Raw genomic sequence first — 20,023 nt, 5'->3', positions numbered from 1 at the left:
GGAGCCTGTCCCGCGCGCTCGTGGCGATCGAGCGCGCGATCGACCCCGTGAGCGGGATGCCGCGCCCCTCCCCGGACTACTGGGAGGTCCGCGAGACGCGCACGACCCTCGGCGTCGTGGCCCCGATGCTGCTTGGCGCCCGGGCCGCGCAGGAGCTCGCGCAGTCGGTCGCCGCGACACCGGTGGGCGTCCGCCCGGCGTGGGCGACCGCGCTCGAGGCCCGCGCGGCGTCGGTCGAGGCGCTGCTCGGCCGCGCGGTCGAGACCCGGTTCGCCCCGCTCGGGTACCCGCGGCACGACGGCGGCCACGTCAAGGACGCCGCCGTCGCGTTCCTCATGCCGCCGTTCGCGCCCGGCTCGCCCGACGTCACCGCGGCGTGGGTCGAGGCGGCGGAGGGCATGGCGCGCCCGGCGGGCGGGCTGGCGCCCGGGGTCGGCTGGAAGGCCGACGGCATCTCGTGGACGCCGCAGACCGCGCTGTTCGCCCTGACCGCCGCCGGCGCGGGCCGGGTCGACGAGGCCCGCAGCCGGCTCGACTGGCTCGACGCGCACCGCACCGACGCCGGGTCGCTGCCCGAGAAGGTGCTGTGGGACGGCCGTCCCGCGGACCTCGCGCCGCTCGCCTGGACCGCCTCGCTCGTGCTGCTCACGCTCGACGAGCTCGACGATCTCGACGCGCAGGACTGAGCGCCCTCCCCGCCGACTGCGCGGGGCGGAGGGCGCCCACCCACCGGGCCCGGTGAGCGAGCGCCCACCCGCCGGGCCCGGAGCGGCTCCGGCGGGCGGACCCGCCGGTGTCAGCCTTCGCCGAGCTCCGCGGACGTCGGGGGGTTCGCGCCGGGGCGCGAGACCGTGATGGCGGCGATGCGCACGCACCGCACGAGCACCTGCTCGAGCGTCGCCGCGTCGATCGCGCGCAGCGCGTCCCGGCGGTCGGCGCCGAGCAGCCCGGCCGACCACAGGCCGTCGATGAGCCCGGACATGAACGAGTCGCCCGCGCCGACGGTGTCCGCCACCTCGACGTTCTCCGCGGCGATCGCGAGGCGGTCGCCGGCCGCGGTGCACGCGAACGCACCCTCGCCGCCGTGCGTCACGACGACGACTGCCGGCCCGCGGCGGACCCAGTCCTCGGCGATCTCGGCGGGCGCGACGCCCGGCATGAGCCACGCCAGGTCCTCGTCGCTGACCTTGACCACGTCGGCCTGCGCGACGAGCGCCTCGACGAGCGGCAGCGTGACCGCGGGCGCGGCCATGAGCGCGGGGCGCAGGTTGGGGTCGTACGTGACGGTCGACGTCGCGCGGTGCTCCGCGAGCAGGCGGGCGACGGCCTCGCCGCCCGGGGGCAGCACCGCGGCGATCGACCCGGTGTGCACCACGACGGGCGCCGTCTCGTCGGAGGAGTCCCACGTCGCGGGCAGGTCCCACTCGAGCTCGAAGTCGTAGGTCGCGCCGCCCTCGGTGTCGAGCGTCGCCGCCGCGGTCGAGGTCGCGGCCGGCACCCGGTCGCCGCGCAGGACGCGCACGCCGTCACCCTCGAGGTGCGCGCGCACGAGGTCTCCGTGCGCGTCGTCGCCGAGCCACGTGAGCAGCTCCGCGGTCCGGCCGAGCCGCGCGAGCCCGAGCGCGACGTTCGCCGGGCTGCCGCCCGGGTGCTCGCTGACCGAGCCGTCGGTGCGCCGCACGATGTCGACGAGGGCCTCGCCGACGACGAGCGCGCGCCCGCCCGCCGCACTCATCGCGCACCGCCCGCGGTCGTCGCGGCGTCGGACGGCTCGGCGTCCGGGCCGGGGTCGTCGCCCCGGGCGGACGCGAGGCGCTCGCGCGCGCCGTCCAGCCACTCCTGGCAGCGGGCGGCGAGCACCTCGCCGCGCTCCCAGAGGACGAGGGACTCCTCGAGCGTCGCCCCGCCGGCCTCGAGCCGGGCGACGACGGCGACGAGCTCGTCGCGCGCCTGCTCGTAGCTCAGGTCGTGGGCGTCGTCGAGGGGCACAGCGGGTGTGGGCGCGGGCTCGGTCGTCTTCGGCACGAGGTCAAGTCAACCAGCACCCGCCCACCTCGCGCGCGGACGGTCACGACGGGCGGGCGTCCGGGTGCGGGGGACCGAGCGGACCCGGCCCCGCGCACCGTCGGACGGGAGCCCGCCGTGCCCTCAGTCGCCGCTCGTGACCGCCGCGTGGATCTCGCCGTGCGCGACCCGGACGCGCAGGTCCTCGCCCTGCGTGACGTCCTGCGGGTCGCGGACGACCGCCCCGTCGGCGCGCTGGACCACCGCGTAGCCGCGGGCGAGCGTCGCGGCCGGCGAGAGCGCCCGGACCTGCGCGGCGAGCCGGGCGGTGTCGGCCCCGGCGCGCACGACCGCCTGCTCGAGCGCGCGTCGCGCACCGTCGCGCAGGCGGTGCACGTCCTGCTCGCGCGTCTCGACGAGCCGCACCGGTGCCGCCAGCACCGGGCGGCTCCGCAGCGCGTCGAGCCCGTGCTGCTCGCGCGTGAGCCGGTGCACGAGCGCCCCCCGCATGCGGCTGCGGGCCTGCGTCAGGCGCGCACGCTCCTCGCCGACGTCGGGCACGACGTGCTTCGCGGCGTCGGTCGGCGTCGACGCGCGGTAGTCCGCCACGAGGTCGAGCAGGGGGCAGTCGGTCTCGTGGCCGATCGCGCTGACGAGCGGCGTGCGGCACGCGGCCGCCGCGCGCACGAGCGCCTCGTTGCTGAACGGCAGCAGGTCCTCGACCGCGCCACCGCCGCGCGCGACCACGATGACCTCGACCCGGGGGTCCGCGTCGAGCTCGGCGATCGCCGCGCTGACCTGCGCGACCGCACCGACGCCCTGGACCGCGACCTCGCGGATCTCGAACTCGACCTGGGGCCACCGCGCCCGGGCGTTGACCACGACGTCGTGCTCCGCCTTGGACTCCCGCCCGCACACGAGGCCGACGACGCGCGGCAGGAACGGCAGCGGGACCTTGCGGCGCGCGTCGAAGAGCCCCTCCGCGGCGAGGACGCCCTTGAGGTGCTCGATCCGGGCGAGCAGCTCGCCGACCCCCACGGCCCGCACGGCGTCGGCCTGCATCTGCAGCGACCCGCGCTTGGTCCAGAACTCGGGCTTGGCGTGCACGACGACCCGCGCGCCCTCCTCGACGGCCGCCCCGGACGCCGCGAGCACGCCGACCTTGAGCGACACCGGGAGCGACATGTCGACGTCCGTGTCGCGCAGCGTGAGGAACGCGACGCCGGCGCCCGGGCGCCGGTTGAGCTGGACGACCTGGCCCTCGATCCAGACGGGCGCCATGCGCGCGACGTACTCGGCGATCTTCGAGGACAGCAGCCGGACCGGCCACGGGCGCTCGGCGGTGGTGTCGAGCGCGCGGAGCGGCATGCGACGGGGTGCGGTCGCGTCCGTGGGGTCCGCGGCCGCAGGCGCTGTCGAGCCCGTCCCCGCCAGGCGCGCCGCCGCGGGACCTGACGCCGGGCCCGCACCGCCCGAGGGCGCGGCTCCGCCCGTGCGTCCGCTGTCCTGCGCCTCACCCGTCGACCTCACGCGCACACCCTGCCACGACCCGCGGACACGACCTGCGGCCGCGGGGCGCCCGACCGCGGGTCCCGGTGCACCGTCCCGACGAGCCGTCCGCCCCGCCCGGGCGGGCCGTCGCAGGCCGCCCCACACGCCATCCCCGCAGGACCTGCGCATTCCCGCCCGAGGGGTGACCCACCCCACGCACCCGCGCCGGCCCGCGCGGACGAGCCGTTGCCTAGACTGAGGTCGTGAACCTCGATACCGCGACCCCCGCGCGCAAGCGGGTCCTGCTCGCCGCGCCCCGCGGGTACTGCGCCGGCGTGGACCGCGCGGTCGTCGCCGTCGAGAAGGCGCTCGACCACTACGGCGCCCCGGTGTACGTCCGCAAGGAGATCGTCCACAACAAGCACGTCGTGGAGACGCTCGCCGCCCGCGGCGCGATCTTCGTCGACGAGACCGACGAGGTCCCGGTCGGCGCGCGCGTCGTCTTCTCGGCGCACGGCGTCTCGCCCGCGGTGCACGCCGCGGCGGCCGCGCGCTCGCTCGAGACCATCGACGCGACGTGCCCGCTCGTGACGAAGGTGCACAAGGAAGCAGTGCGCTTCGCGTCCGACGACTACGACATCCTGCTCATCGGCCACGACGGCCACGAGGAGGTCGAGGGCACGTACGGCGAGGCGCCGGACCACATCCAGGTCGTCAACTCGCCCGACGACGTGGACTCGGTCACGGTCCGCGACCCCGACAAGGTCGTGTGGATCTCGCAGACGACGCTGTCGGTCGACGAGACGATGGAGACCGTCCGCCGGCTGCGTGAGCGCTTCCCGACCCTGCAGGACCCGCCGAGCGACGACATCTGCTACGCGACGCAGAACCGCCAGGTCGCCGTCAAGAAGCTCGCTCCGGCGTGCGACCTCGTGCTCACGGTCGGCTCGGCGAACTCCTCGAACTCGGTGCGGCTCGTCGAGGTCGCGCTCGACGCAGGCGCCCGCTCGTCCTACCGGATCGACAAGGCCGCGGAGATCGACCCCGCGTGGCTCGAGGGCGTCACCACCGTCGGCGTGACCTCGGGGGCGTCGGTCCCGGAGATCCTCGTCCGCGACGTGCTCGACGCGCTCGCGGCGCACGGCTTCGGCGACGTCGAGGAGGTCCGCACGGCGACCGAGGACCTCATGTTCTCGCTCCCCAAGGAGCTGCGGACGACGCTCAAGAAGAGCGGCGGCAACCCGGGCCGCGGCGCGCGACGCGAGCTGAGCGTCCAGCCGATCTGACGTCGGCCCGCCCCGGCGCGAGGTCCGCGTCCGCGCGACCCCGTGTGCGCGCCGGCCCCGGGGCGCGGCGACGCTCGGGTGGACGTTGCATCTCCCAGGAGATACCGGGTGATCGGTCGGGTTTCCGCACCGTATAGCGTTCCCGACGAGAAGTGATCGGAAGCGCACGCCGCTGCCTCAGTCGCCCTGCGGCGCCCCGAGAGCTCTCGATCTGCTCGCGCTCGATCCCTCGACGGGGATGGCGACGCGGGCCCGTGCGGCGGACGAGGTCCCCGCACTGCTGCCGCCGCCTGTGACCGGACGGCAGTCGAGGAGCACCATGAGCACCCTGCGCACCAGCACCCCACCTCCGACGGCGACGCGCCTGTCGAACCGGCCGGCGGCGTCGCTGGGGATGGTGACCGGCGGCTACGCCGTCACGATGGCGGTCTTCGGGACGACGACGAGCCTGTTCCTCGCGGACGCCGTGGGTGCGAGCCCGGGCCTCATCGGCACCTACGTCACCGTGTGCGCCGCCACCGCCGTCGCCGTCAGCCTCGTGGTCGGCTGGTCCTCGGACCGCCTGGCCGACAGGAGGATCGTCCTCGCCGCGGCGGCGCTCGCGGGTGCCGCCGCCGCACTGGTCTTCAGCACCGTCCCGACCTACGCCGTGGTGCTCGTCACCGGGGCGGTGCTGCTGAGCCTCAACGAGGCCTACATCTCCCAGATCTTCGCCTACGTCAAGGAGTTCGCGGACACCACGGGTCGCGAGCTCACACCGTTCAGCTCCGCGGTGAGGTCCGTCTTCTCCGCGGGGTGGATCGTCGGCCCGCCGCTCGGTCTCCTGCTCCTGACGCAGTTCGGCTTCGGTCCCATGTATGCGTGCGCCGCGGGTCTGCTCCTCGTGACGGCCGTGCTCAGCCGGTGGCTGTTCCCGGCCGTGCGCGTCCGGTCCGAACGGTCGGCCGCGACGGTGCCTGACGGCGTCCGTCGGCCCCGACCGGGCCGCGTGCTGACCTCCGTGCCGCGCCGGACGTGGCTCCTGCTCGCCGCGGTCGTCGCGGTGAACGTGGCCGACCAGCTCTACCTCATCGACGTCGCGCTCTACGTCACCCAGGACCTGGGCCTGTCCGCGACCCTGGTGGGCGTGATGGCGGCGCTGTGCGCGGCGATCGAGATCCCCCTGATGATCCTGGTGGGGCGCGTGGCCGACCGGATCGGCAGGCTCCGCGTCACGATCGGGGCCGCGGTCGTCGCCGTCGGGTTCTTCAGCCTCGTGCCGCTGGCGGACTCGCCTGCGGCCCTCGTCGCGCTGCAGGTCCTCAACGCCGTCTGGACGGCGGTCTTCACGACGATCCCGTTGGTGATGGTGCAGGAGGAGGTCCCCGGCGGGTCCGGCGCGGTGTCGTCGCTCTACTCGGTGACCTTCCCGGTCGCGCAGATGTCGGCGGGGGTGCTGCTCGGGCTCGTCGCCACGCAGGCGGGCTACCGGAGCGTGTTCTGGGTCTGTGTCGCGCTCTGCGCGCTCGCCACCGTGCTGCTCGTCTGCCGGGCGGCGTCCGATCGCCTCGTCGACCGCCGGGCGACGGCAGCCCGCCCGCGCTGACGCCCGACGGGGCCCGCGGAGGTGCCCCGGTCAGACGCGCCAGTCGTAGGCGTACACGCCGATGAGCGCGAGAGGGGAGCCGTCCGGTGTGCCCGAGCCGCGGCGCGCGTCGTGGTCGTACACCAGGACGAGGCCCGTGTGCTGTGGCCCGCGCAACCGGGCCAGGTCCACCGCGGCAGCGTCGGCGAACGACGCGCCCGCGGAGTAGCCGGTCAGCTCGGCGACCGGGTCGTCGGCGGACTCCACGAACGCGTCGACCTCCAGCAGCTCCGGGTCGACCGAGGTGAGCCCGGAGTCGACCTCCAACCGGAACGGCTCGCGGACACCGTGGTCGTCGGACGCCACGACCCGGTAGGCGTCGAGCTCGTCCGGTCGCAGGGTCGTCATGTAGATGCTGACGACACCCGCGCGTGCGCTGCCTGTGGCGACCGGGATCCCGTGGTCCGTCATTTCGGTCATCCCGGCATCTTTGCCGCGCCCCGAGCCCGCGGGAGAGGGCTGCCCACCGGTTGGACGCCGCAGCCCGGGTGCTGGACCGCCACCCGTGACGGCGACCGCCGGGCGACGGGACGCGTCGTCTACCCGTGGGACGCCGCGTGACCGCCCCCGCCCAGGTCGTCGAGCGCAACGGCGTGCTCGCTCGCGAACGCGACGAGCTCCGGGGCGCTGACCGCGGACAGGCGCGGGTTCGACGCCGGGGGAGTCTCGAGGTCCGCGTCGACGACGTGCAGGTCGGAGAAGCGCCGGGCGCTCACGAGCACGCGCGTCTCGAGCGAGGAGACGGTCTGGTTGTAGGCGCCGGCGGCGGCGTCGATCGAGCGGCCGAGCCGGGCGAGGTGCGAGCCGAGCGTCGCGAGCCGCCCGTGCAGCTCCTTGCCGAGGCTCAGCACCGCCTGCGCGTTCGACGCGAGCGCGTCCTGCCGCCAGGCGTAGGCGACGGTCCGCAGGAGCGCGAGCAGGGTCATCGGGGTCGCGATCACGACGTTGCGCTCGAACGCGTACTCGACGATGGTCGGGTCCTCGTCGAGCGCGGCGTGCAGGAAGGACTCGGCGGGCACGAACATCACGACGAACTCCGGCGCGGGCGCGAACTGGTCCCAGTAGCGCTTTCCGGCGAGGTCGTCGACGTGCGCGCGCACGTGGCGCGCGTGCGCCGCGAGCCGGTCGGCGCGCACGGCCTCGTCGCTCGTCGTCGAGGCGTCGAGGAAGCCGAGGAACGCGACCTTGGCGTCGACGACGACCTGCTTGCCGCCGGCGAGCCGGACGACCATGTCGGGGCGCAGGAGCCCGTCGTCGGTGCGCACCTGCGCCTGCTCGACGAAGTCGACGTGCGCGAGCATGCCGGCCGACTCGACGACCCGGCGCAGCTGGATCTCGCCCCAGCGCCCGCGCACCTGGGACGACCGGAGCGCCGTCACGAGCTGGGCGGTCTCGGTGCGCAGCAGCTCCGACTGCTCGCGCATCGCCCGCACCTGCTCGCGCAGCGACGCGTGCCCCTCGACGCGCGCCCGCTCGGCGGTCGTCAGCTCGGAGCGCACGGCGTCGAGCGTGCGGCTCAGCGGCTCGACCAGCGCCCGGACGGCCTGCTCGCGCTGCGCGAGCTCGCCCGCCTGCGTCTGGTGGCTCGCGGCGAGGCGCTGGTCGGCGAGCGCCAGGAAGTGCTCGTTGTTGTCCGCGAGCGCGTCCGCCGCGAGCGCGCGGAACTGCTCGGCCTGGCGGGCCTGGTCCGCCGCGATCGCCTCGAGCCGCTCCGCGTGCGCGGCGCCCTCGGCCTCGAGCCGGGCGCGGGCGCGCACCGCGTCGACCTCGGCGGCGCGCAGGCGCCCGGCGGAGCGCGCGGCCGACGCGAGCCAGCCCACGAGGCACCCGACGAGGAGCGCGGCGACCGGGAGGAGGAGGTCCATGGCGGTCACCATGCCAGAGCGCACCGACACGGTCCGCGCGACCCGCAGGTCGCCGCTCGGAGCGGGCCCGCAGGTCAGCGGGCCGGACTATCCTGGCGCGATGCCGCCCGTGCCCGACGAGACGCCGCCCGACACCCCGTCCGCCGCGGTGCCCGCCTCCGCGGGCGGCCGTCCCGCCGCGCTCGAGGTCCGCGGCCTGTGGAAGCGCTTCGGCGAGAAGATCGCCGTCGCGGGCGTCGACCTCCGCGTCCCGGCCGGGTCGTTCTACGGGCTCGTCGGCCCCAACGGCGCGGGCAAGACGACGACGTTGTCGATGGCCACCGGTCTGCTGCGGCCCGACTTCGGGCAGGTGCTCGTGCAGGGCCACGACCTGTGGGCCGACCCCGTCCGGGGCAAGAGCCTGCTGGGCGTCCTGCCGGACGGCGTCAAGCTGTTCGACCGGCTCTCGGGCGCGCAGCTCATCACGTACGCCGGGCTGCTGCGGGGGATGGACCGCGCGACGGTCGCGCAGCGCGTCGGCGACCTCCTGACCGCGCTCGACCTGAGCGCCGACGCCGACACGCTCGTCGTCGACTACTCCGCGGGCATGACCAAGAAGATCGCCCTCGCGTGCGCGCTCGTGCACGCCCCGCGCGTGCTCGTGCTCGACGAGCCGTTCGAGGCGGTCGACCCGGTCTCCGCCGCGAACATCCGCGAGATCCTCGCCGGGTACGTGGCCTCGGGCGGCACGGTCGTCGTGTCGTCGCACGTCATGGACCTCGTGCAGCGCATGTGCGACCACGTCGCGATCATCGCGGGCGGCCAGGTGCTCGCCGCGGGGACGATCGACGACGTGCGCGCGGGCTCGAGCCTCGAGGACCGGTTCGTCGCGCTCGTCGGCGGCCGCTCGACGGGAGAGGGGCTCGCGTGGTTGCGCACCTCGTCCGCCTCAAGCTGACCCTGCTCCGCAACGGGCTACGGCGCAGCGCGTGGCAGGTCGTCGGGCTCGTGCTGGGGCTGCTGTACGGGCTCGGCATCGTCGCGGCGGTCCTCGTGGCGCTCGCCGCGCTGAGCACCCAGGACGTCGAGGTCGTCCGCCTCGCGCTCGTGCTCGGCGGCAGCCTGCTCGTCTTCGGGTGGTGGGTCGTGCCGCTCGTCGCGTTCGGCGTCGACTCGACGGTCGACCCGGCACGGTTCGCGACCCTGCCGCTCCCGCGCCGCACGATGATCGCCGGGCTGAGCGTCGTCGGTCTCGTCGGTGTCCCGGGCATCGCGACGACGCTCATCACCCTCGGGACCGTCGGCACCTGGTGGCGCCAGCCGCAGGCGCTCGGGCCGGCGGTCGTCGGCGCGCTGCTCGGGCTCGCGCTGTGCGTCGTCGGCTCCCGGACCACGACCACGGTGCTGGCGCCGCTCGTGACGCGGCGCCGGTTCCGTGAGGTCGCGGCCGTCGCGGCCTTCCTGCCCTTCATGCTCATCGGGCCGATCGGCAGCGTGCTCGAGGAGCGGCTCTCGGGCACCGAGGACATCTGGCCCGACGTCGTCCGGGTGCTCGGCTGGACGCCGTTCGGGGCGCCGTGGGCGCTGACCGCGGACGCCGCCGAGGGCGACTGGGCGGCCGGGCTCGCGAAGCTCGGCATCGCGCTGGGGACCCTCGCCGTGCTGCTCGTCGCCTGGTCGCGCGGGCTCGACGCGGCCCTCGTGCGCGGACCGCAGGACGGCCGGACCCGCAGCCGCACGCGCGGCCTCGGGTTCTTCGGCCGGCTCCCGGCGACGCCGACGGGCGCGGTCGCCGCACGCTGCCTGACCTACTGGCTGCGCGACTCGCGGTACGCCGCGGGCGTCGTGATCGTGCCGCTGCTCCCGGTGATCCTCTGGTTCAGCGCGGGCGACGGCTGGGTCATGCTCCTGCTCGGCCCGCTCGTCGGCTACCTCATGGGCTGGACGGTCTCGGCGGACGTGGCGTACGACGGCACGCCGTTCTGGACGCACGTGGCCGCGCCGATCGACGGCCGCGTCGACCGGGCCGGACGCGCGTGGGCGGCCGGCGTGCTCGGCGTCCCGGTGACGGTCGTGCTCGCGCTCGTCTCGCTCCAGCTGACCGGGCGCTGGTCCCTCGCGCTGCCGGTGCTCGGGGCGTCGCTCGGGGTCTTCGCGACGTCGCTCGGCGTCGCGAGCGCGGTCTCGTCGCGCCTCGTCTACCAGGTGCCCAAGTCGGGGGAGAGCCCGTTCTCGACCGCGCAGGGCGGCGCGAGCGCGGGGCTGCTCGCCCAGCTGCTCGGGACCGGCGCGGTCTTCGTCCTCGGGCTGCCGACGACGGGGCTCGCGGTCGCGGGCGTCGTGACGGGGTCGACGGTCCTGGGCGTGCTCGCGCTCGTCGTCGGGGTCGGCCTCGGCGCGCTCGTGCTGGTGCTCGGCGTCCGGCTCGGCGGGTCGATGTACGACCGGCGCGCCCCGGAGCTGCTCGAGCGGCTCGTGTCCTTCGGCTGACCTGCCGCCACCGGCCGCAGGACCCGCGGCTGGACCGGCAGCCGGACCGCGCGCGGGGAGCCGCCCCGTAGGATGGCGCGTCGTGGCACTCACCATCGGCATCGTCGGCCTGCCCAACGTCGGCAAGTCCACCCTCTTCAACGCCCTCACGCGCGCCCAGGTGCTCGCCGCGAACTACCCGTTCGCGACGATCGAGCCCAACGTCGGCGTCGTGCCCCTGCCGGACCCGCGCCTGCAGACGCTCGCGGAGATCTTCGGCAGCGAGCGGATCCTGCCCGCGACGGTGTCGTTCGTCGACATCGCCGGCATCGTCAAGGGCGCGAGCGAGGGGGAGGGGCTCGGCAACAAGTTCCTCGCCAACATCCGCGAGGCCGAGGCGATCTGCCAGGTGACGCGCGCGTTCGCGGACCCGGACGTCGTGCACGTCGACGGCAAGGTGTCCCCGAAAGACGACATCGAGACGATCAACACCGAGCTGATCCTCGCGGACCTGCAGACCCTCGAGAAGGCGGTCCCGCGCCTCGAGAAGGAGGTCCGCGGCAAGAAGGCCGAGGCGGCCCTGCTCCAGGCGGCGCAGCAGGCGCAGGCTGTGCTCGAGGCCGGCGACACGCTGTTCCAGGGCGCCGCGAAGGCGGGCATCGACCCCGACCAGCTCGCCCAGCTCCAGCTCATGACGGCCAAGCCGTTCATCTACGTGTTCAACACCGACGACGCGGGTCTCGCCGACGAGGCGATGCAGGCCGAGCTGCGCGCGCTCGTCGCCCCCGCGGACGCGATCTTCCTCGACGCGAAGTTCGAGTCCGAGCTCGTCGAGCTCGAGCCCGACGAGGCCAAGGAGATGCTCGCCGAGAACGGCCAGGAGGAGGCGGGCCTCGACCAGCTCGCCCGCGTCGGCTTCCACACCCTCGGCCTGCAGACGTACCTCACCGCCGGCCCCAAGGAGTCGCGCGCCTGGACGATCCACCGCGGCTGGACGGCGCCCCAGGCCGCGGGCGTCATCCACACCGACTTCCAGCGCGGGTTCATCAAGGCCGAGGTCATCGGGTTCGACGACCTCGTGGCCGCCGGGTCCGTCGCCGCCGCGCGTGCTGCGGGCAAGGCCCGCATCGAGGGCAAGGACTACGTCATGGCCGACGGCGACGTCGTGGAGTTCCGCTTCAACGTGTGAGCAGACGTCGTCGTGTCGCCACGATCCTGGTCGCGGAGGCGGCCCACCTGCGCGTGCTGCGGTGCAACGTGACTCGTCGGGGAAGCTGATGCCGAGCGGGTGAACCTTCGTCGGTCCTCCCGGTGTGCCCCGCTTCGGGCGGGTGACGTCTCGCCGGCGCCGTCCCGACCCGGCCCACCGTGGCGTGGGCGCCGTAGTCTCGGCGACATGACCCAGGCCGAGGATCTCGTCAGTGTGGAACGCCTGTACGCAACGCTCGACACGAGCGCGCTGCTGGCGCTCCTACCGTTGATCGACACGCTCTCGGAGCGGGTTCGACAGGAGATCGAGCGCATCGGCGGGCCCATCACGTCGATCTCGGACGCACAGAAGCACGCGGCCCTGTTCGAGTCCGTCACGGAGGGTCTCACCGGTCTCGCGAACCAGTGGCCGGGCAGCGACGCCTTCCAGGAGATGCGGGCGCAGGTGGACGCCGACAAGGCGAAGCTCCAGGCCCGAGCCGAGTCGGCTCGCGCGTTCGAGGCCGAGACCTTGGACAGGACGTTCGCGTACTCGATCAACCTGCACCAGCGCCGGCAGCTCGCGATCTTCGAGCTCGAGCGGCGCGGCGTCCTGCCGACGTGGTTCAGCGCACCTGGGTCACCGGGGGCGGTCGCCGCCTCGAAGGCATGAGCGACGTGATCGCCGACGTCGACGAGGTGAGGTCCCGCGTCGACGTGTGAAGGTCAGCCGGCCGCGCGGGCGACGAGCTCGCGGATGCGAGCCTCGACCTCGTCGCTCAGCCCGGTCAGCGCGAAGGCCGTCGGCCACATCGCGGCGTCGTCGAGCCGGGCGACGTCGTTGAACCCCAGGGTCGCGTACCGGGCCCCGAACTTCTCGGCCGACTGGAAGAAGCACAGGACCTTGCCGTCCTTGACGTAGGCGGGCATGCCGTACCAGGTCCGCGGCGCGAGGTCCGGCGCGACCTCGCGGACCAGCGCGTGCACCCGCTCGGCGAGCGTCCGGTCCGAGCCCGTCATCTCGGCGATCTTCGCGAGCACCTCGGTCTCGGGATCGGGCTTCGCCGAGCCCTTGCGGGCCTGCGACCGGACCTCGCGGGCGCGCTCCTTCATCGCCGCGCGCTCCTCGGCGGTGAACGCGCCGTCCGTGCCGTCCGTCGTCGTGGGCTCGGCGGTCTTCTGCGTGGTGCTCATCGGGGTCTCCTCGTCGGGCCGGTGCGTCGTCCCGACCTTAGGCAGGGGGCCCGTGGCGCGGCTTCTCCGATCCTGACCGATCGAGGACCCCCGGAGCGGAGCCGCGCGGGTCCGCCCGAGCCGGGCCCGCGACCGGCCCCGGGCCGGGCTCTAGGCCTCCACGCCGGCCGCCTCGCGCGCCGCCCGCTCGAGCCGCTCGCGGTACGCCGACCACCACGCGGCGTCGACGTCAGGCAGGTTGTCGTTCGGCGCGCGCAGGCCGACGGAGCCGTCGACGAGCTCGCGCACGATGTCGGCGTGGCCCGCGTGCCGGCTGACCTCGGCGGTCAGGTGCACCAGGACGCGGTGCAGCGTGACCTCGTTGCGGTCCTCGGGCCACCACGGCACGCGGCCGACGGCGTCGACCGGGAGGGCGTCGACGGTCGCGTCGGCATGCGCGGCGGAGCGCCGGAAGAGCGCCACGAGCTCCTCGCGGGACTCCTGCGGGGTGGCCCACATATCCGCGTTCGGCTCGGCGTCCTCGTCGTCCCACGGGAGCGGCTCGCCGGCCGGCCGGCCGAACGTCTCGCCGAGGTACCCGAGCTGCACGCTCGCGACGTGCTTGACGAGGCCGAGCAGGTTGGTCCCGGTCGGGGTCAGCGGGCGGCGCGCGTCGTACTCCGAGACGCCGTCGAGCTTCGCGAGCAGGGAGTCGCGCGCCTCGCGCAGGTACCGGTGCAGGTCGGCCTTGAGGTCGGGCTGGGTGCTCATGCGGATCACCCTGCCACCGGGCGCCGACGGCACGCCGCACGGCGTGCCCACGCCCGGCTGCGCGCGGCTCGTGGCCGCCGGTGAGGGTCGGTTTGCGCCGGTATGCGGGGTACGGTGAGTCGCACCCGGACCAGGAGGCTGACTCATGGCGAGCACGAACCCTCTCACCGACGCGATCCAGCAGATCGTGTCCCGCACGAACGGGGTCGTCAACGACCCGCAGGTGCGCACGTCGGTACGCCGGCTCGGCTCGGACCTCAAGGGGTTCGGCGGCGCCGTCGTCGAGGGCTGGAAGAGCGCGCGGACGACCGCCCCGGCCGCGCCCGCGCAGCCCGCGGCACCGCCGCCGCCCGCACCCGAGTACCCGCCCGCCGCCGCCCCGCCGCCGGCCGCCGCCTATCCGCCGCCCGCAGCGCCGCCCACACCCCCGCCCGCCGCGTACCCGCCGGCACCGCAGCAGCCCACGACGGGCTACGCACCCCCGGTGCCGCCGCCGGCCGAGCAGCCCGGGGAGCCCTACCCGCCCCGGTGAGCCCGGCGCGCGTCCGGCGGGGCGGTGCACGCAGCGGATATGTGCGCGACGGGCTCGCCGGACGTCCGTAGGTTGCTGCTCGTGACCCACGTGCCCGACGACGCGTCCCCGTCCCTGCCCATGTCCGGCCGGGTGGCCGTCGTGACCGGCGTGAGCCGCCGGCGCGGTATCGGCTTCGCGGTCGCCGCGCGCCTCGCGTCGATGGGCGTGGACCTCGTCGTGCACCACTTCGCGCCGCACGACGCCACGCAGCCGTGGGGGAGCGACGACCTGCCCGACGTGCTCGCGGAGCTGCGGGAGCGGCTCGCACCCGGCGCGCGCCTCGTCGACGTGAGCCTCGACCTCGGGGATGCCGCCGCGCCCGCCGCCCTGGTCGACGCCGGCGTGCGCGCGTTCGGCCACCTGGACGTGCTCGTCTGCAACCACGCGCGCAGCGGGGGCGACGGCCGCCTCGCGGACGTCTCCGCGGAGCTGCTGGACGCGCACTGGCACGTCAACACGCGCGCGACGCTGCTCGCGACCCAGGCGTTCGCCGCACAGCACGACGGGCGGCCGGGCGGCCGCGTCGTCTGGCTGACGTCCGGCCAGCTGCTCGGGCCCATGTCCGGCCAGATCGCCTACGCCACGTCCAAGGCGGCGCTCGCGGGCATCACGGCGTCGGTGGCCGCCGACCTCGCCGAGCGCGGCATCGTGCTCAACACCGTGAACCCCGGACCGGTCAACACGGGCTACCTCGACGACACGTCCGACCCGGGGATCGCCGGGGTGCACGCCGCCTTCCCCGGCGGCAGCGCCGGCGAGCCCGACGACCCTGCGCGGCTCATCGCGTGGCTCGCGAGCGACGACGGCCGCTGGGTTGTCGGCCAGACGCTCAGTACCGAGGGCGGCTTCCGGCGCTGACCCGGCCGGGCCCCGAGGACCGAGGGGCCGGCCGTCAGCCGAGGTCGCGCACCGCGGGTGCGGGTCGCGGCTCCGCGCTCGGCCCCCGGCACACCGGCCCGGACGCCGTCCAGTCGAGCGGGTCGAGGCAGATCCGCCGCGCCTCGCCGCCGACGTCCCACGCGTGGTAGACGAGCCAGTCCTGACCGTCGTCGTCCGTCACGACGCTCGCGTGCCCCGGCCCGATCGTCGGCGGGGTGGTCCGCACGACTGTCGGCAGATCGCCGGGCTCCTCGGTCCACGGCCCGAGCGGGTGCGGGGCCGACGCCGCCGCGACGCCGTAGCTCTCCTTCTGCCAGTTCCCGCCCGAGTACAGGCACCAGTACCGCCCGCCGCGACGGACGCAGAAGGCGCCCTCGCACGTGTACCAGTCGTGCACCGCGTCGTACATCGAGCGCCCCGCGAGGAAGAGCTGCCAGTCGCTCGACGCCGTCACGACGGGTCGGGGCTCGCCCGCGAGCTGCGTCGGGCTGACGAGGCGGTCGACGACGACGACCGTGCCGACCCGCTCGCCCTCGAGGCGGTCGACGCAGTAGAAGAGGTAGAGCGTGCCGTCCTCGTCGCGGAACGGGTGCGGGTCGATCGCGAACGGCTCGCCCGCGGTGAGGTCGACGCCCTGGTCGCGGTAGGGCCCGCCGGGGTGGTCGGACACGGCGGCGCGGATCCGGTGCCCCGTGTCGTAGAGCCCCGCCGAGTAGTACAGGACGTACTGCCCCTCGTGCTCGATCACCTCGGGCGCCCAGTGGTGCGGGCGGCCGTCCGGCACGGTCGCGGGGTCGAGCACCGGACCGTGCGGCTCCCAGGTGACCAGGTCGTCGGACACGAGGCCGATCAGCTCCTGCGCGTGCTCGCCGCCGCCGGTCCCGAACGCCCAGAACCGGCCGCCGGCGCGCAGCACGAACGGGTCCGCGAAGTAGCCGTCCCACACGGGGTTGGTGTACTCACGCACCGGCCCGGGCACCCCCGAGGCCCCGGACCCGCCGGGCGACCCGGCAGCTCCGGTCGTGCCCGCCGTCATCCCTTGAGCCCGGCGCGCCCGACGCCCTCGACGACGTACCGCTGCGCCGCCATGTAGATGAGCAGCACGGGCACGCTCGCGATGACCGCACCCGCCATGAGCAGGTCGTAGCGCACGGCGTTCGCGTTCTGCAGCGTCGACAGGCCCGCGGGCAGCGTCTGGTTCTCGGGGGAGAACAGCACGTAGACGGGCCACAGGAAGTCGTTCCAGTTCGTCAGGAACGACAGCAGCGCGAGCGTCACGAGCGCGGGGCGGGACAGCGGCAGGATGATCTGCCGGAACGTGCGCCAGCGCGTCGCGCCGTCGATGAACGCGGCCTCCTCGAGCTCCATGGGCAGGCTCAGGAAGAACTGCCGCAGGAAGAACACCCCGAAGGCCCCGGCGGCGCCGGGCACGACGACCGCGAGCAGCGTGTCGAGCCAGCCGAGCCGCCCGACGATCAGGTAGTTCGGGATGAGCAGGATCACGGGCGGCACGAAGAGGGTCGCGATGATGAGCCCGAAGATCCAGCGCTTGCCCGTGAAGTCGATCCGGGCGAGCGCGTACGCGGCCATCGACGCGGTGACCAGCACGAGCAGGGTCTGGAGCGTCGCCGACCCGAGGCTGTTGAGCAGCCAGCGCAGGACGGGGGTGCCCTCGGTCGTGAGCACCGACTCGTACGCCTGGAGGGTCGGGTCCGCGGGGACCCACTGGGGGTTCGCCGCGGCGGCGTCGGCGGTCGTCTTGAACGACGTGGACACCATGTAGATCAGCGGGGAGATGAACAGCAGGCTCAGCACGCCGAGCGCGACGTAGACGAGCGTCCGGGTCGCGCCGTTGCCGCTGCGCGAGTCGGGCCGCACGGGGCGGTCCCGCCGGGTGGTGGTTGCGGCGACGGCCATCACGCATCCCCTTCCGTCGTGGTGCTGCGCTTGGCCTCGCGCTCGCGGAACAGCACGAACACGAGGATCGAGACGATCGCCAGGAACACCGTGAAGATCATCGACATCGCCGACGCCATGCCGGAGTTGAAGTTCGTCAGGCCGGTGTCGGCGATCTGGTAGATCGCGGTGCGGGTCTCGGTGCCCGGGCCGCCCTGCGTCATCAGGAAGCTCTGCCCGAACATGTTGACGCTCGCGATGATCGTGACGCTCGTGACGAAGAGCAGCACGGGCCGCAGGCCGGGGAGCGTGACGTTGCGGAACCGCTGGAGCGCGCTCGCGCCGTCCATCTTCGCGGCCTCGTAGAGCTCGGGGGAGATGTCCTGGAGCGCCGCCAGGTAGATGACGGCGTTGAACCCGATGGTCCACCAGACCGTCACGCCGACGAGCGAGATCCAGCCCCACGGGAGCTGCGTGAGCCACGGGATCGTCGAGTCGAGCCCGACGGCCCCGAGGTACTGGTTGACGAGCCCGATGTTGGTGTCGAGCAGGTAGCGCCACAGCACCGCGACGACGGCGACCCCGAGCACGTACGGCGCGAAGTAGATGGCCCGGAAGAAGTTCCGCCCCTTGAACTTCAGGTTCATCATCAGCGCGACGAGCAGCGGCAGGACGAGCAGCAGCGGGACGGACGCGAGCGTGAAGATCCCGGTCCCGCGCATCGCCTGCCAGAACGTCGCCGCGAACGCCGAGTCGCCCGTGAGCAGCCCGGCGTAGTTGTCGAACCCGACGAACGGCTTGTCGGGGAGCGTGTAGTCGTAGTCGTGCAGGCTGATCCAGATGCCCCAGCCGAGCGGCAGGAGCACGAAGACCGTGAACAGCACGAGGTAGGGCGCGAGGAAGAGCCACCCGTCGCGGTTGTCCCGCTGGTGGGTGCTCGCGGTCGCGCTGCGCGCTGCGGTGTCCGTGGTGGCCCGTGCGGCGACGCCCTGACGGCGCCCTACGGCGATGTCGGCCATGACCTCCCCCTCACCCCTCGAACTTCCGCAGGTTGGACTGCATGAGCTGGCTGGCCTGCGCCGCGGCGCCGGCGAGCGCCTCCTGCGGCGACTGCCGGCCGAGGATCGCGTTGGCGAGCCCGACCTCGAGCGTCTGCGCCTGGACCTCGCCGATCGCGGCGACCGACGGCAGGAACCGCATGGTCGGCACAGCCTCGGCGATGGGCGCCTGGGGGCTCGCGAGGAACTCCTCGCTCTCCCGGGCCGCGGCGCGCGCCGGCACCATCCCGGCCTGCGACCAGATCTCGGAGTTCTCGACGAGGTAGCGCATGAAGGTCTTGGTCGCGAGCAGCCGGTTGTCGTCCGGGGCGCGGCTCTTGAACATCACGAGCTGGTGCGAGTTGGCCCACACGGCCGGCTGCTCGCCGATCGTCGGGATGGGGGACAGCCCCCAGCGCAGGTCGGGCGCCGTCGTCAGCAGGTCGTTGATCTGCCAGATGCCGTCCCAGGTGTACGCGCCCTCGCCGTTCTTGAACGCGGTGTACTGCGAGTCCGGGGCGACGTTCTCGGGGCTCACGCCCGTCTGGATCTGGGTCACGAGCCACTGCAGCGCCGCGACGCCGGCCTCGCTGTCGAACGTCGCGGTGCTGCCGTCCTCGGAGTAGGGCTCACCGCCGAACTGCCAGAGCAGCGACAGGAAGATGAGGTGCGCGGGCCACCGGTTCGGCACCCAGAAGGGGCTCTCGACACCGGCGCCGACGAGGGTCGCGAGGCTCGCCTCGAAGTCCTGGCGGGCCTCGGGCAGGCCGCGGACGCCGTTGGACTCGAGCACGTCGAGGTTCGCGTACGACGCGAGGGAGTGGACGTCGAACGGGATCCCGTACCGCTCCCCGGCGTACATCCCGCGTTCCCACACCTCGGTGGGGTACTCCTCCTCGCTCACGCCGAGCTCGTCGACGATCTCCGTGAGCGGGGCGATCGTCTGCCGCGCGGCCTGGGTCGCGAGCTGCTCGACGTGCATCGCGCCGATGTCCGGGCCCTTGCCGGCGTGCACCGCGGCGACGACGCGCTGGTAGTACTGCGCCCACTGCACGACGTTCATGCGGACGCGGATGAGGTCCTGGCTCTCGTTGAACCGCGCGACGATCTCCCGCATCGCGGGCCCGTCACCGCCCGTGAACCCGTTCCAGTACTCGAGCTGCACGGGCGGGCCCGTGTACTCGCCGTCCAGAGCGGGCCCGGAGGACGCGAGCGGCACGGGGGAGCCGCAGGCGCTGAGCCCGAAGCCGGCCCCTGCCGCGAGCGCACCGAGCCCGAGCACCTGACGCCGTGACATCGGGGCGTCCGAGAGTCGCGCCATGGTCACCACCTCGTCGTGGATCCAGCGGCGGGCTGCCTCCGCCTGTCCTCACCATGCTCCGGTCCTGGGCGGCTGTCCACCCGAGCGGGCGGACCGGTCCCGAAGACGCGGCGCGGCGAACGCTGAGGTCAGAAGCGGAACGGGATGGGGATCGGCCCGCAGCAGCACACGCCGCTGACGTCGCTGGCCATGAGGAGGCGGGCCGCCTGGTAGCACGCCACGAACCGCGTCACGGTGGGCACGAGCGCGCGCGCGACGCCCCGGCCGCGGACGAGCTCGCGCACCGCGCCGGAGCACGACGCGCCGCCGTGCGCCACGCGGTGCGCGCACGAGTAGCCCTTCCGGGGCGAGAGGCGGACCTGGTACTGACCGATGAGCGCGTCGACCGCGCGGGACACGGGAGTCATCCCGGCGACGCTAGCCACGTCCGTCCCGTCCGGCACGGCGAGCGGTGCGCCGGGGGGCT

20 protein-coding genes and 1 pseudogene are annotated in these 20,023 nt (G+C 74.3%); 9 read left to right on the top strand and 12 right to left on the bottom strand.

What is annotated here, in order from left to right:
* Positions 1 to 686: pseudogene (locus CCE01nite_RS21460) on the top strand (glycoside hydrolase family 15); the annotation flags it as partial.
* Positions 687 to 796: 110 nt separating this feature from the next.
* Here the strand turns inward: CCE01nite_RS21460 and CCE01nite_RS17815 are convergent.
* From CCE01nite_RS17815 to xseA, 3 genes are all read right to left on the bottom strand, one after another.
* Entirely contained in the window at positions 797 to 1,735 is a 939-nt protein-coding gene (locus CCE01nite_RS17815) for a carbohydrate kinase family protein (RefSeq protein ID WP_034632559.1), read from the bottom strand.
* Positions 1,732 to 2,025, bottom strand: a complete 294-nt coding sequence (locus tag CCE01nite_RS17810; protein WP_246056684.1) for an exodeoxyribonuclease VII small subunit — start codon at positions 2,023 to 2,025, stop codon at positions 1,732 to 1,734. Before CCE01nite_RS17810 ends, CCE01nite_RS17815 begins: the two co-directional genes overlap by 4 nt.
* A gap of 123 nt (positions 2,026 to 2,148) precedes the next feature.
* Complete coding sequence (gene xseA / locus CCE01nite_RS17805; protein WP_052104300.1) at positions 2,149 to 3,372, bottom strand: exodeoxyribonuclease VII large subunit; 1,224 nt, start codon at positions 3,370 to 3,372, stop codon at positions 2,149 to 2,151.
* 386 nt (positions 3,373 to 3,758) lie between these two features.
* Here xseA and CCE01nite_RS17800 point away from each other — a divergent pair, with 386 nt between their 5' ends.
* Complete coding sequence (locus tag CCE01nite_RS17800; protein ID WP_034632565.1) at positions 3,759 to 4,781, top strand: 4-hydroxy-3-methylbut-2-enyl diphosphate reductase; 1,023 nt, start codon at positions 3,759 to 3,761, stop codon at positions 4,779 to 4,781.
* A gap of 319 nt (positions 4,782 to 5,100) precedes the next feature.
* The gene (locus tag CCE01nite_RS17795) at positions 5,101 to 6,366 is read left to right on the top strand and encodes a sugar efflux transporter (RefSeq protein ID WP_052104301.1); all 1,266 of its coding nucleotides are present in this window, start codon (positions 5,101 to 5,103) and stop codon (positions 6,364 to 6,366) included.
* A gap of 30 nt (positions 6,367 to 6,396) precedes the next feature.
* On the opposite strand, the gene CCE01nite_RS17790 is transcribed toward CCE01nite_RS17795, so the two are convergent.
* Together CCE01nite_RS17790 and CCE01nite_RS17785 are read right to left on the bottom strand one after the other, a co-directional pair.
* Positions 6,397 to 6,825, bottom strand: coding sequence for a hypothetical protein (locus tag CCE01nite_RS17790; protein WP_141372768.1), 429 nt, complete (start codon positions 6,823 to 6,825; stop codon positions 6,397 to 6,399).
* 119 nt (positions 6,826 to 6,944) lie between these two features.
* The gene (locus CCE01nite_RS17785; protein WP_052104302.1) at positions 6,945 to 8,270 is read right to left on the bottom strand and encodes a DNA recombination protein RmuC; all 1,326 of its coding nucleotides are present in this window, start codon (positions 8,268 to 8,270) and stop codon (positions 6,945 to 6,947) included.
* A gap of 100 nt (positions 8,271 to 8,370) precedes the next feature.
* Between CCE01nite_RS17785 and CCE01nite_RS17780 the strand changes: the two genes are divergently transcribed.
* The 4 genes from CCE01nite_RS17780 to CCE01nite_RS17765 all read left to right on the top strand — a co-directional run bounded on the left by CCE01nite_RS17780 (position 8,371) and on the right by CCE01nite_RS17765 (position 12,579).
* Positions 8,371 to 9,207, top strand: coding sequence for an ABC transporter ATP-binding protein (locus tag CCE01nite_RS17780; protein ID WP_052104303.1), 837 nt, complete (start codon positions 8,371 to 8,373; stop codon positions 9,205 to 9,207).
* Entirely contained in the window at positions 9,177 to 10,739 is a 1,563-nt protein-coding gene (locus CCE01nite_RS17775) for a hypothetical protein (RefSeq protein ID WP_034632571.1), read from the top strand. The genes CCE01nite_RS17780 and CCE01nite_RS17775 overlap by 31 nt, the downstream gene beginning before the upstream one ends.
* Positions 10,740 to 10,821: 82 nt before the next feature.
* Complete coding sequence (gene ychF, locus CCE01nite_RS17770) at positions 10,822 to 11,907, top strand: redox-regulated ATPase YchF (RefSeq protein WP_034632572.1); 1,086 nt, start codon at positions 10,822 to 10,824, stop codon at positions 11,905 to 11,907.
* Between the two features lie 207 nt (positions 11,908 to 12,114).
* Positions 12,115 to 12,579, top strand: a complete 465-nt coding sequence (locus CCE01nite_RS17765) for a hypothetical protein (RefSeq protein WP_034632574.1) — start codon at positions 12,115 to 12,117, stop codon at positions 12,577 to 12,579.
* Between the two features lie 53 nt (positions 12,580 to 12,632).
* On the opposite strand, the gene CCE01nite_RS17760 is transcribed toward CCE01nite_RS17765, so the two are convergent.
* Positions 12,633 to 13,100: an iron chaperone gene (locus tag CCE01nite_RS17760; protein ID WP_034632576.1), complete on the bottom strand. Its 468-nt coding sequence runs from the start codon at positions 13,098 to 13,100 to the stop codon at positions 12,633 to 12,635.
* A gap of 150 nt (positions 13,101 to 13,250) precedes the next feature.
* Positions 13,251 to 13,850, bottom strand: coding sequence for a DinB family protein (locus tag CCE01nite_RS17755; protein ID WP_034632595.1), 600 nt, complete (start codon positions 13,848 to 13,850; stop codon positions 13,251 to 13,253).
* A gap of 145 nt (positions 13,851 to 13,995) precedes the next feature.
* Here CCE01nite_RS17755 and CCE01nite_RS21580 point away from each other — a divergent pair, with 145 nt between their 5' ends.
* Together CCE01nite_RS21580 and CCE01nite_RS17745 are read left to right on the top strand one after the other, a co-directional pair.
* A complete protein-coding gene (locus tag CCE01nite_RS21580) occupies positions 13,996 to 14,382 on the top strand; it encodes a hypothetical protein (protein WP_174774712.1) in 387 nt (128 codons plus the stop codon).
* Between the two features lie 81 nt (positions 14,383 to 14,463).
* Positions 14,464 to 15,282, top strand: a complete 819-nt coding sequence (locus CCE01nite_RS17745) for an SDR family oxidoreductase (RefSeq protein WP_034631935.1) — start codon at positions 14,464 to 14,466, stop codon at positions 15,280 to 15,282.
* Positions 15,283 to 15,316: 34 nt separating this feature from the next.
* Here the strand turns inward: CCE01nite_RS17745 and CCE01nite_RS17740 are convergent, their stop codons facing one another.
* The 5 genes from CCE01nite_RS17740 to yidD form a co-directional block, all read right to left on the bottom strand.
* Positions 15,317 to 16,270, bottom strand: coding sequence for a glycoside hydrolase family 43 protein (locus CCE01nite_RS17740; protein ID WP_211254576.1), 954 nt, complete (start codon positions 16,268 to 16,270; stop codon positions 15,317 to 15,319).
* Positions 16,271 to 16,335: 65 nt separating this feature from the next.
* Positions 16,336 to 17,220, bottom strand: a complete 885-nt coding sequence (locus CCE01nite_RS17735; protein ID WP_034631894.1) for a carbohydrate ABC transporter permease — start codon at positions 17,218 to 17,220, stop codon at positions 16,336 to 16,338.
* Complete coding sequence (locus tag CCE01nite_RS17730; RefSeq protein ID WP_052104265.1) at positions 17,220 to 18,218, bottom strand: carbohydrate ABC transporter permease; 999 nt, start codon at positions 18,216 to 18,218, stop codon at positions 17,220 to 17,222. Before CCE01nite_RS17730 ends, CCE01nite_RS17735 begins: the two co-directional genes overlap by 1 nt.
* Before the next feature lie 10 nt (positions 18,219 to 18,228).
* Entirely contained in the window at positions 18,229 to 19,557 is a 1,329-nt protein-coding gene (locus CCE01nite_RS17725; RefSeq protein WP_141372767.1) for an ABC transporter substrate-binding protein, read from the bottom strand.
* A 128-nt stretch (positions 19,558 to 19,685) separates the two neighbouring features.
* A complete protein-coding gene (gene yidD, locus CCE01nite_RS17720) occupies positions 19,686 to 19,964 on the bottom strand; it encodes a membrane protein insertion efficiency factor YidD (RefSeq protein ID WP_034631891.1) in 279 nt (92 codons plus the stop codon).
* Positions 19,965 to 20,023: the final 59 nt, after the last annotated feature.

It is taken from the genome of Cellulomonas cellasea, assembly GCF_006538745.1.
Classification (GTDB): domain Bacteria; phylum Actinomycetota; class Actinomycetes; order Actinomycetales; family Cellulomonadaceae; genus Cellulomonas_A; species Cellulomonas_A cellasea.
This window is presented reverse-complemented; position numbering and strand designations above follow the sequence as displayed.

Coding starts and splice junctions, on each gene's coding strand:
- CCE01nite_RS17815 (WP_034632559.1), bottom strand. CDS start 1,735: ATGAGTGCGGCGGGCGGGCGCGCGCTCGTCGTCGGCGAGGCCCTCGTC.
- CCE01nite_RS17790 (WP_141372768.1), bottom strand. CDS start 6,825: ATGACCGAAATGACGGACCACGGGATCCCGGTCGCCACAGGCAGCGCA.
- CCE01nite_RS17755 (WP_034632595.1), bottom strand. CDS start 13,850: ATGAGCACCCAGCCCGACCTCAAGGCCGACCTGCACCGGTACCTGCGC.
- CCE01nite_RS21580 (WP_174774712.1), top strand. CDS start 13,996: ATGGCGAGCACGAACCCTCTCACCGACGCGATCCAGCAGATCGTGTCC.
- CCE01nite_RS17785 (WP_052104302.1), bottom strand. CDS start 8,270: ATGGACCTCCTCCTCCCGGTCGCCGCGCTCCTCGTCGGGTGCCTCGTG.
- CCE01nite_RS17735 (WP_034631894.1), bottom strand. CDS start 17,220: ATGGCCGTCGCCGCAACCACCACCCGGCGGGACCGCCCCGTGCGGCCC.
- yidD (WP_034631891.1), bottom strand. CDS start 19,964: ATGACTCCCGTGTCCCGCGCGGTCGACGCGCTCATCGGTCAGTACCAG.
- CCE01nite_RS17795 (WP_052104301.1), top strand. CDS start 5,101: ATGAGCACCCTGCGCACCAGCACCCCACCTCCGACGGCGACGCGCCTG.
- CCE01nite_RS17730 (WP_052104265.1), bottom strand. CDS start 18,218: ATGGCCGACATCGCCGTAGGGCGCCGTCAGGGCGTCGCCGCACGGGCC.
- CCE01nite_RS17725 (WP_141372767.1), bottom strand. CDS start 19,557: ATGGCGCGACTCTCGGACGCCCCGATGTCACGGCGTCAGGTGCTCGGG.
- CCE01nite_RS17780 (WP_052104303.1), top strand. CDS start 8,371: ATGCCGCCCGTGCCCGACGAGACGCCGCCCGACACCCCGTCCGCCGCG.
- CCE01nite_RS17765 (WP_034632574.1), top strand. CDS start 12,115: ATGACCCAGGCCGAGGATCTCGTCAGTGTGGAACGCCTGTACGCAACG.
- xseA (WP_052104300.1), bottom strand. CDS start 3,372: ATGCCGCTCCGCGCGCTCGACACCACCGCCGAGCGCCCGTGGCCGGTC.
- CCE01nite_RS17760 (WP_034632576.1), bottom strand. CDS start 13,100: ATGAGCACCACGCAGAAGACCGCCGAGCCCACGACGACGGACGGCACG.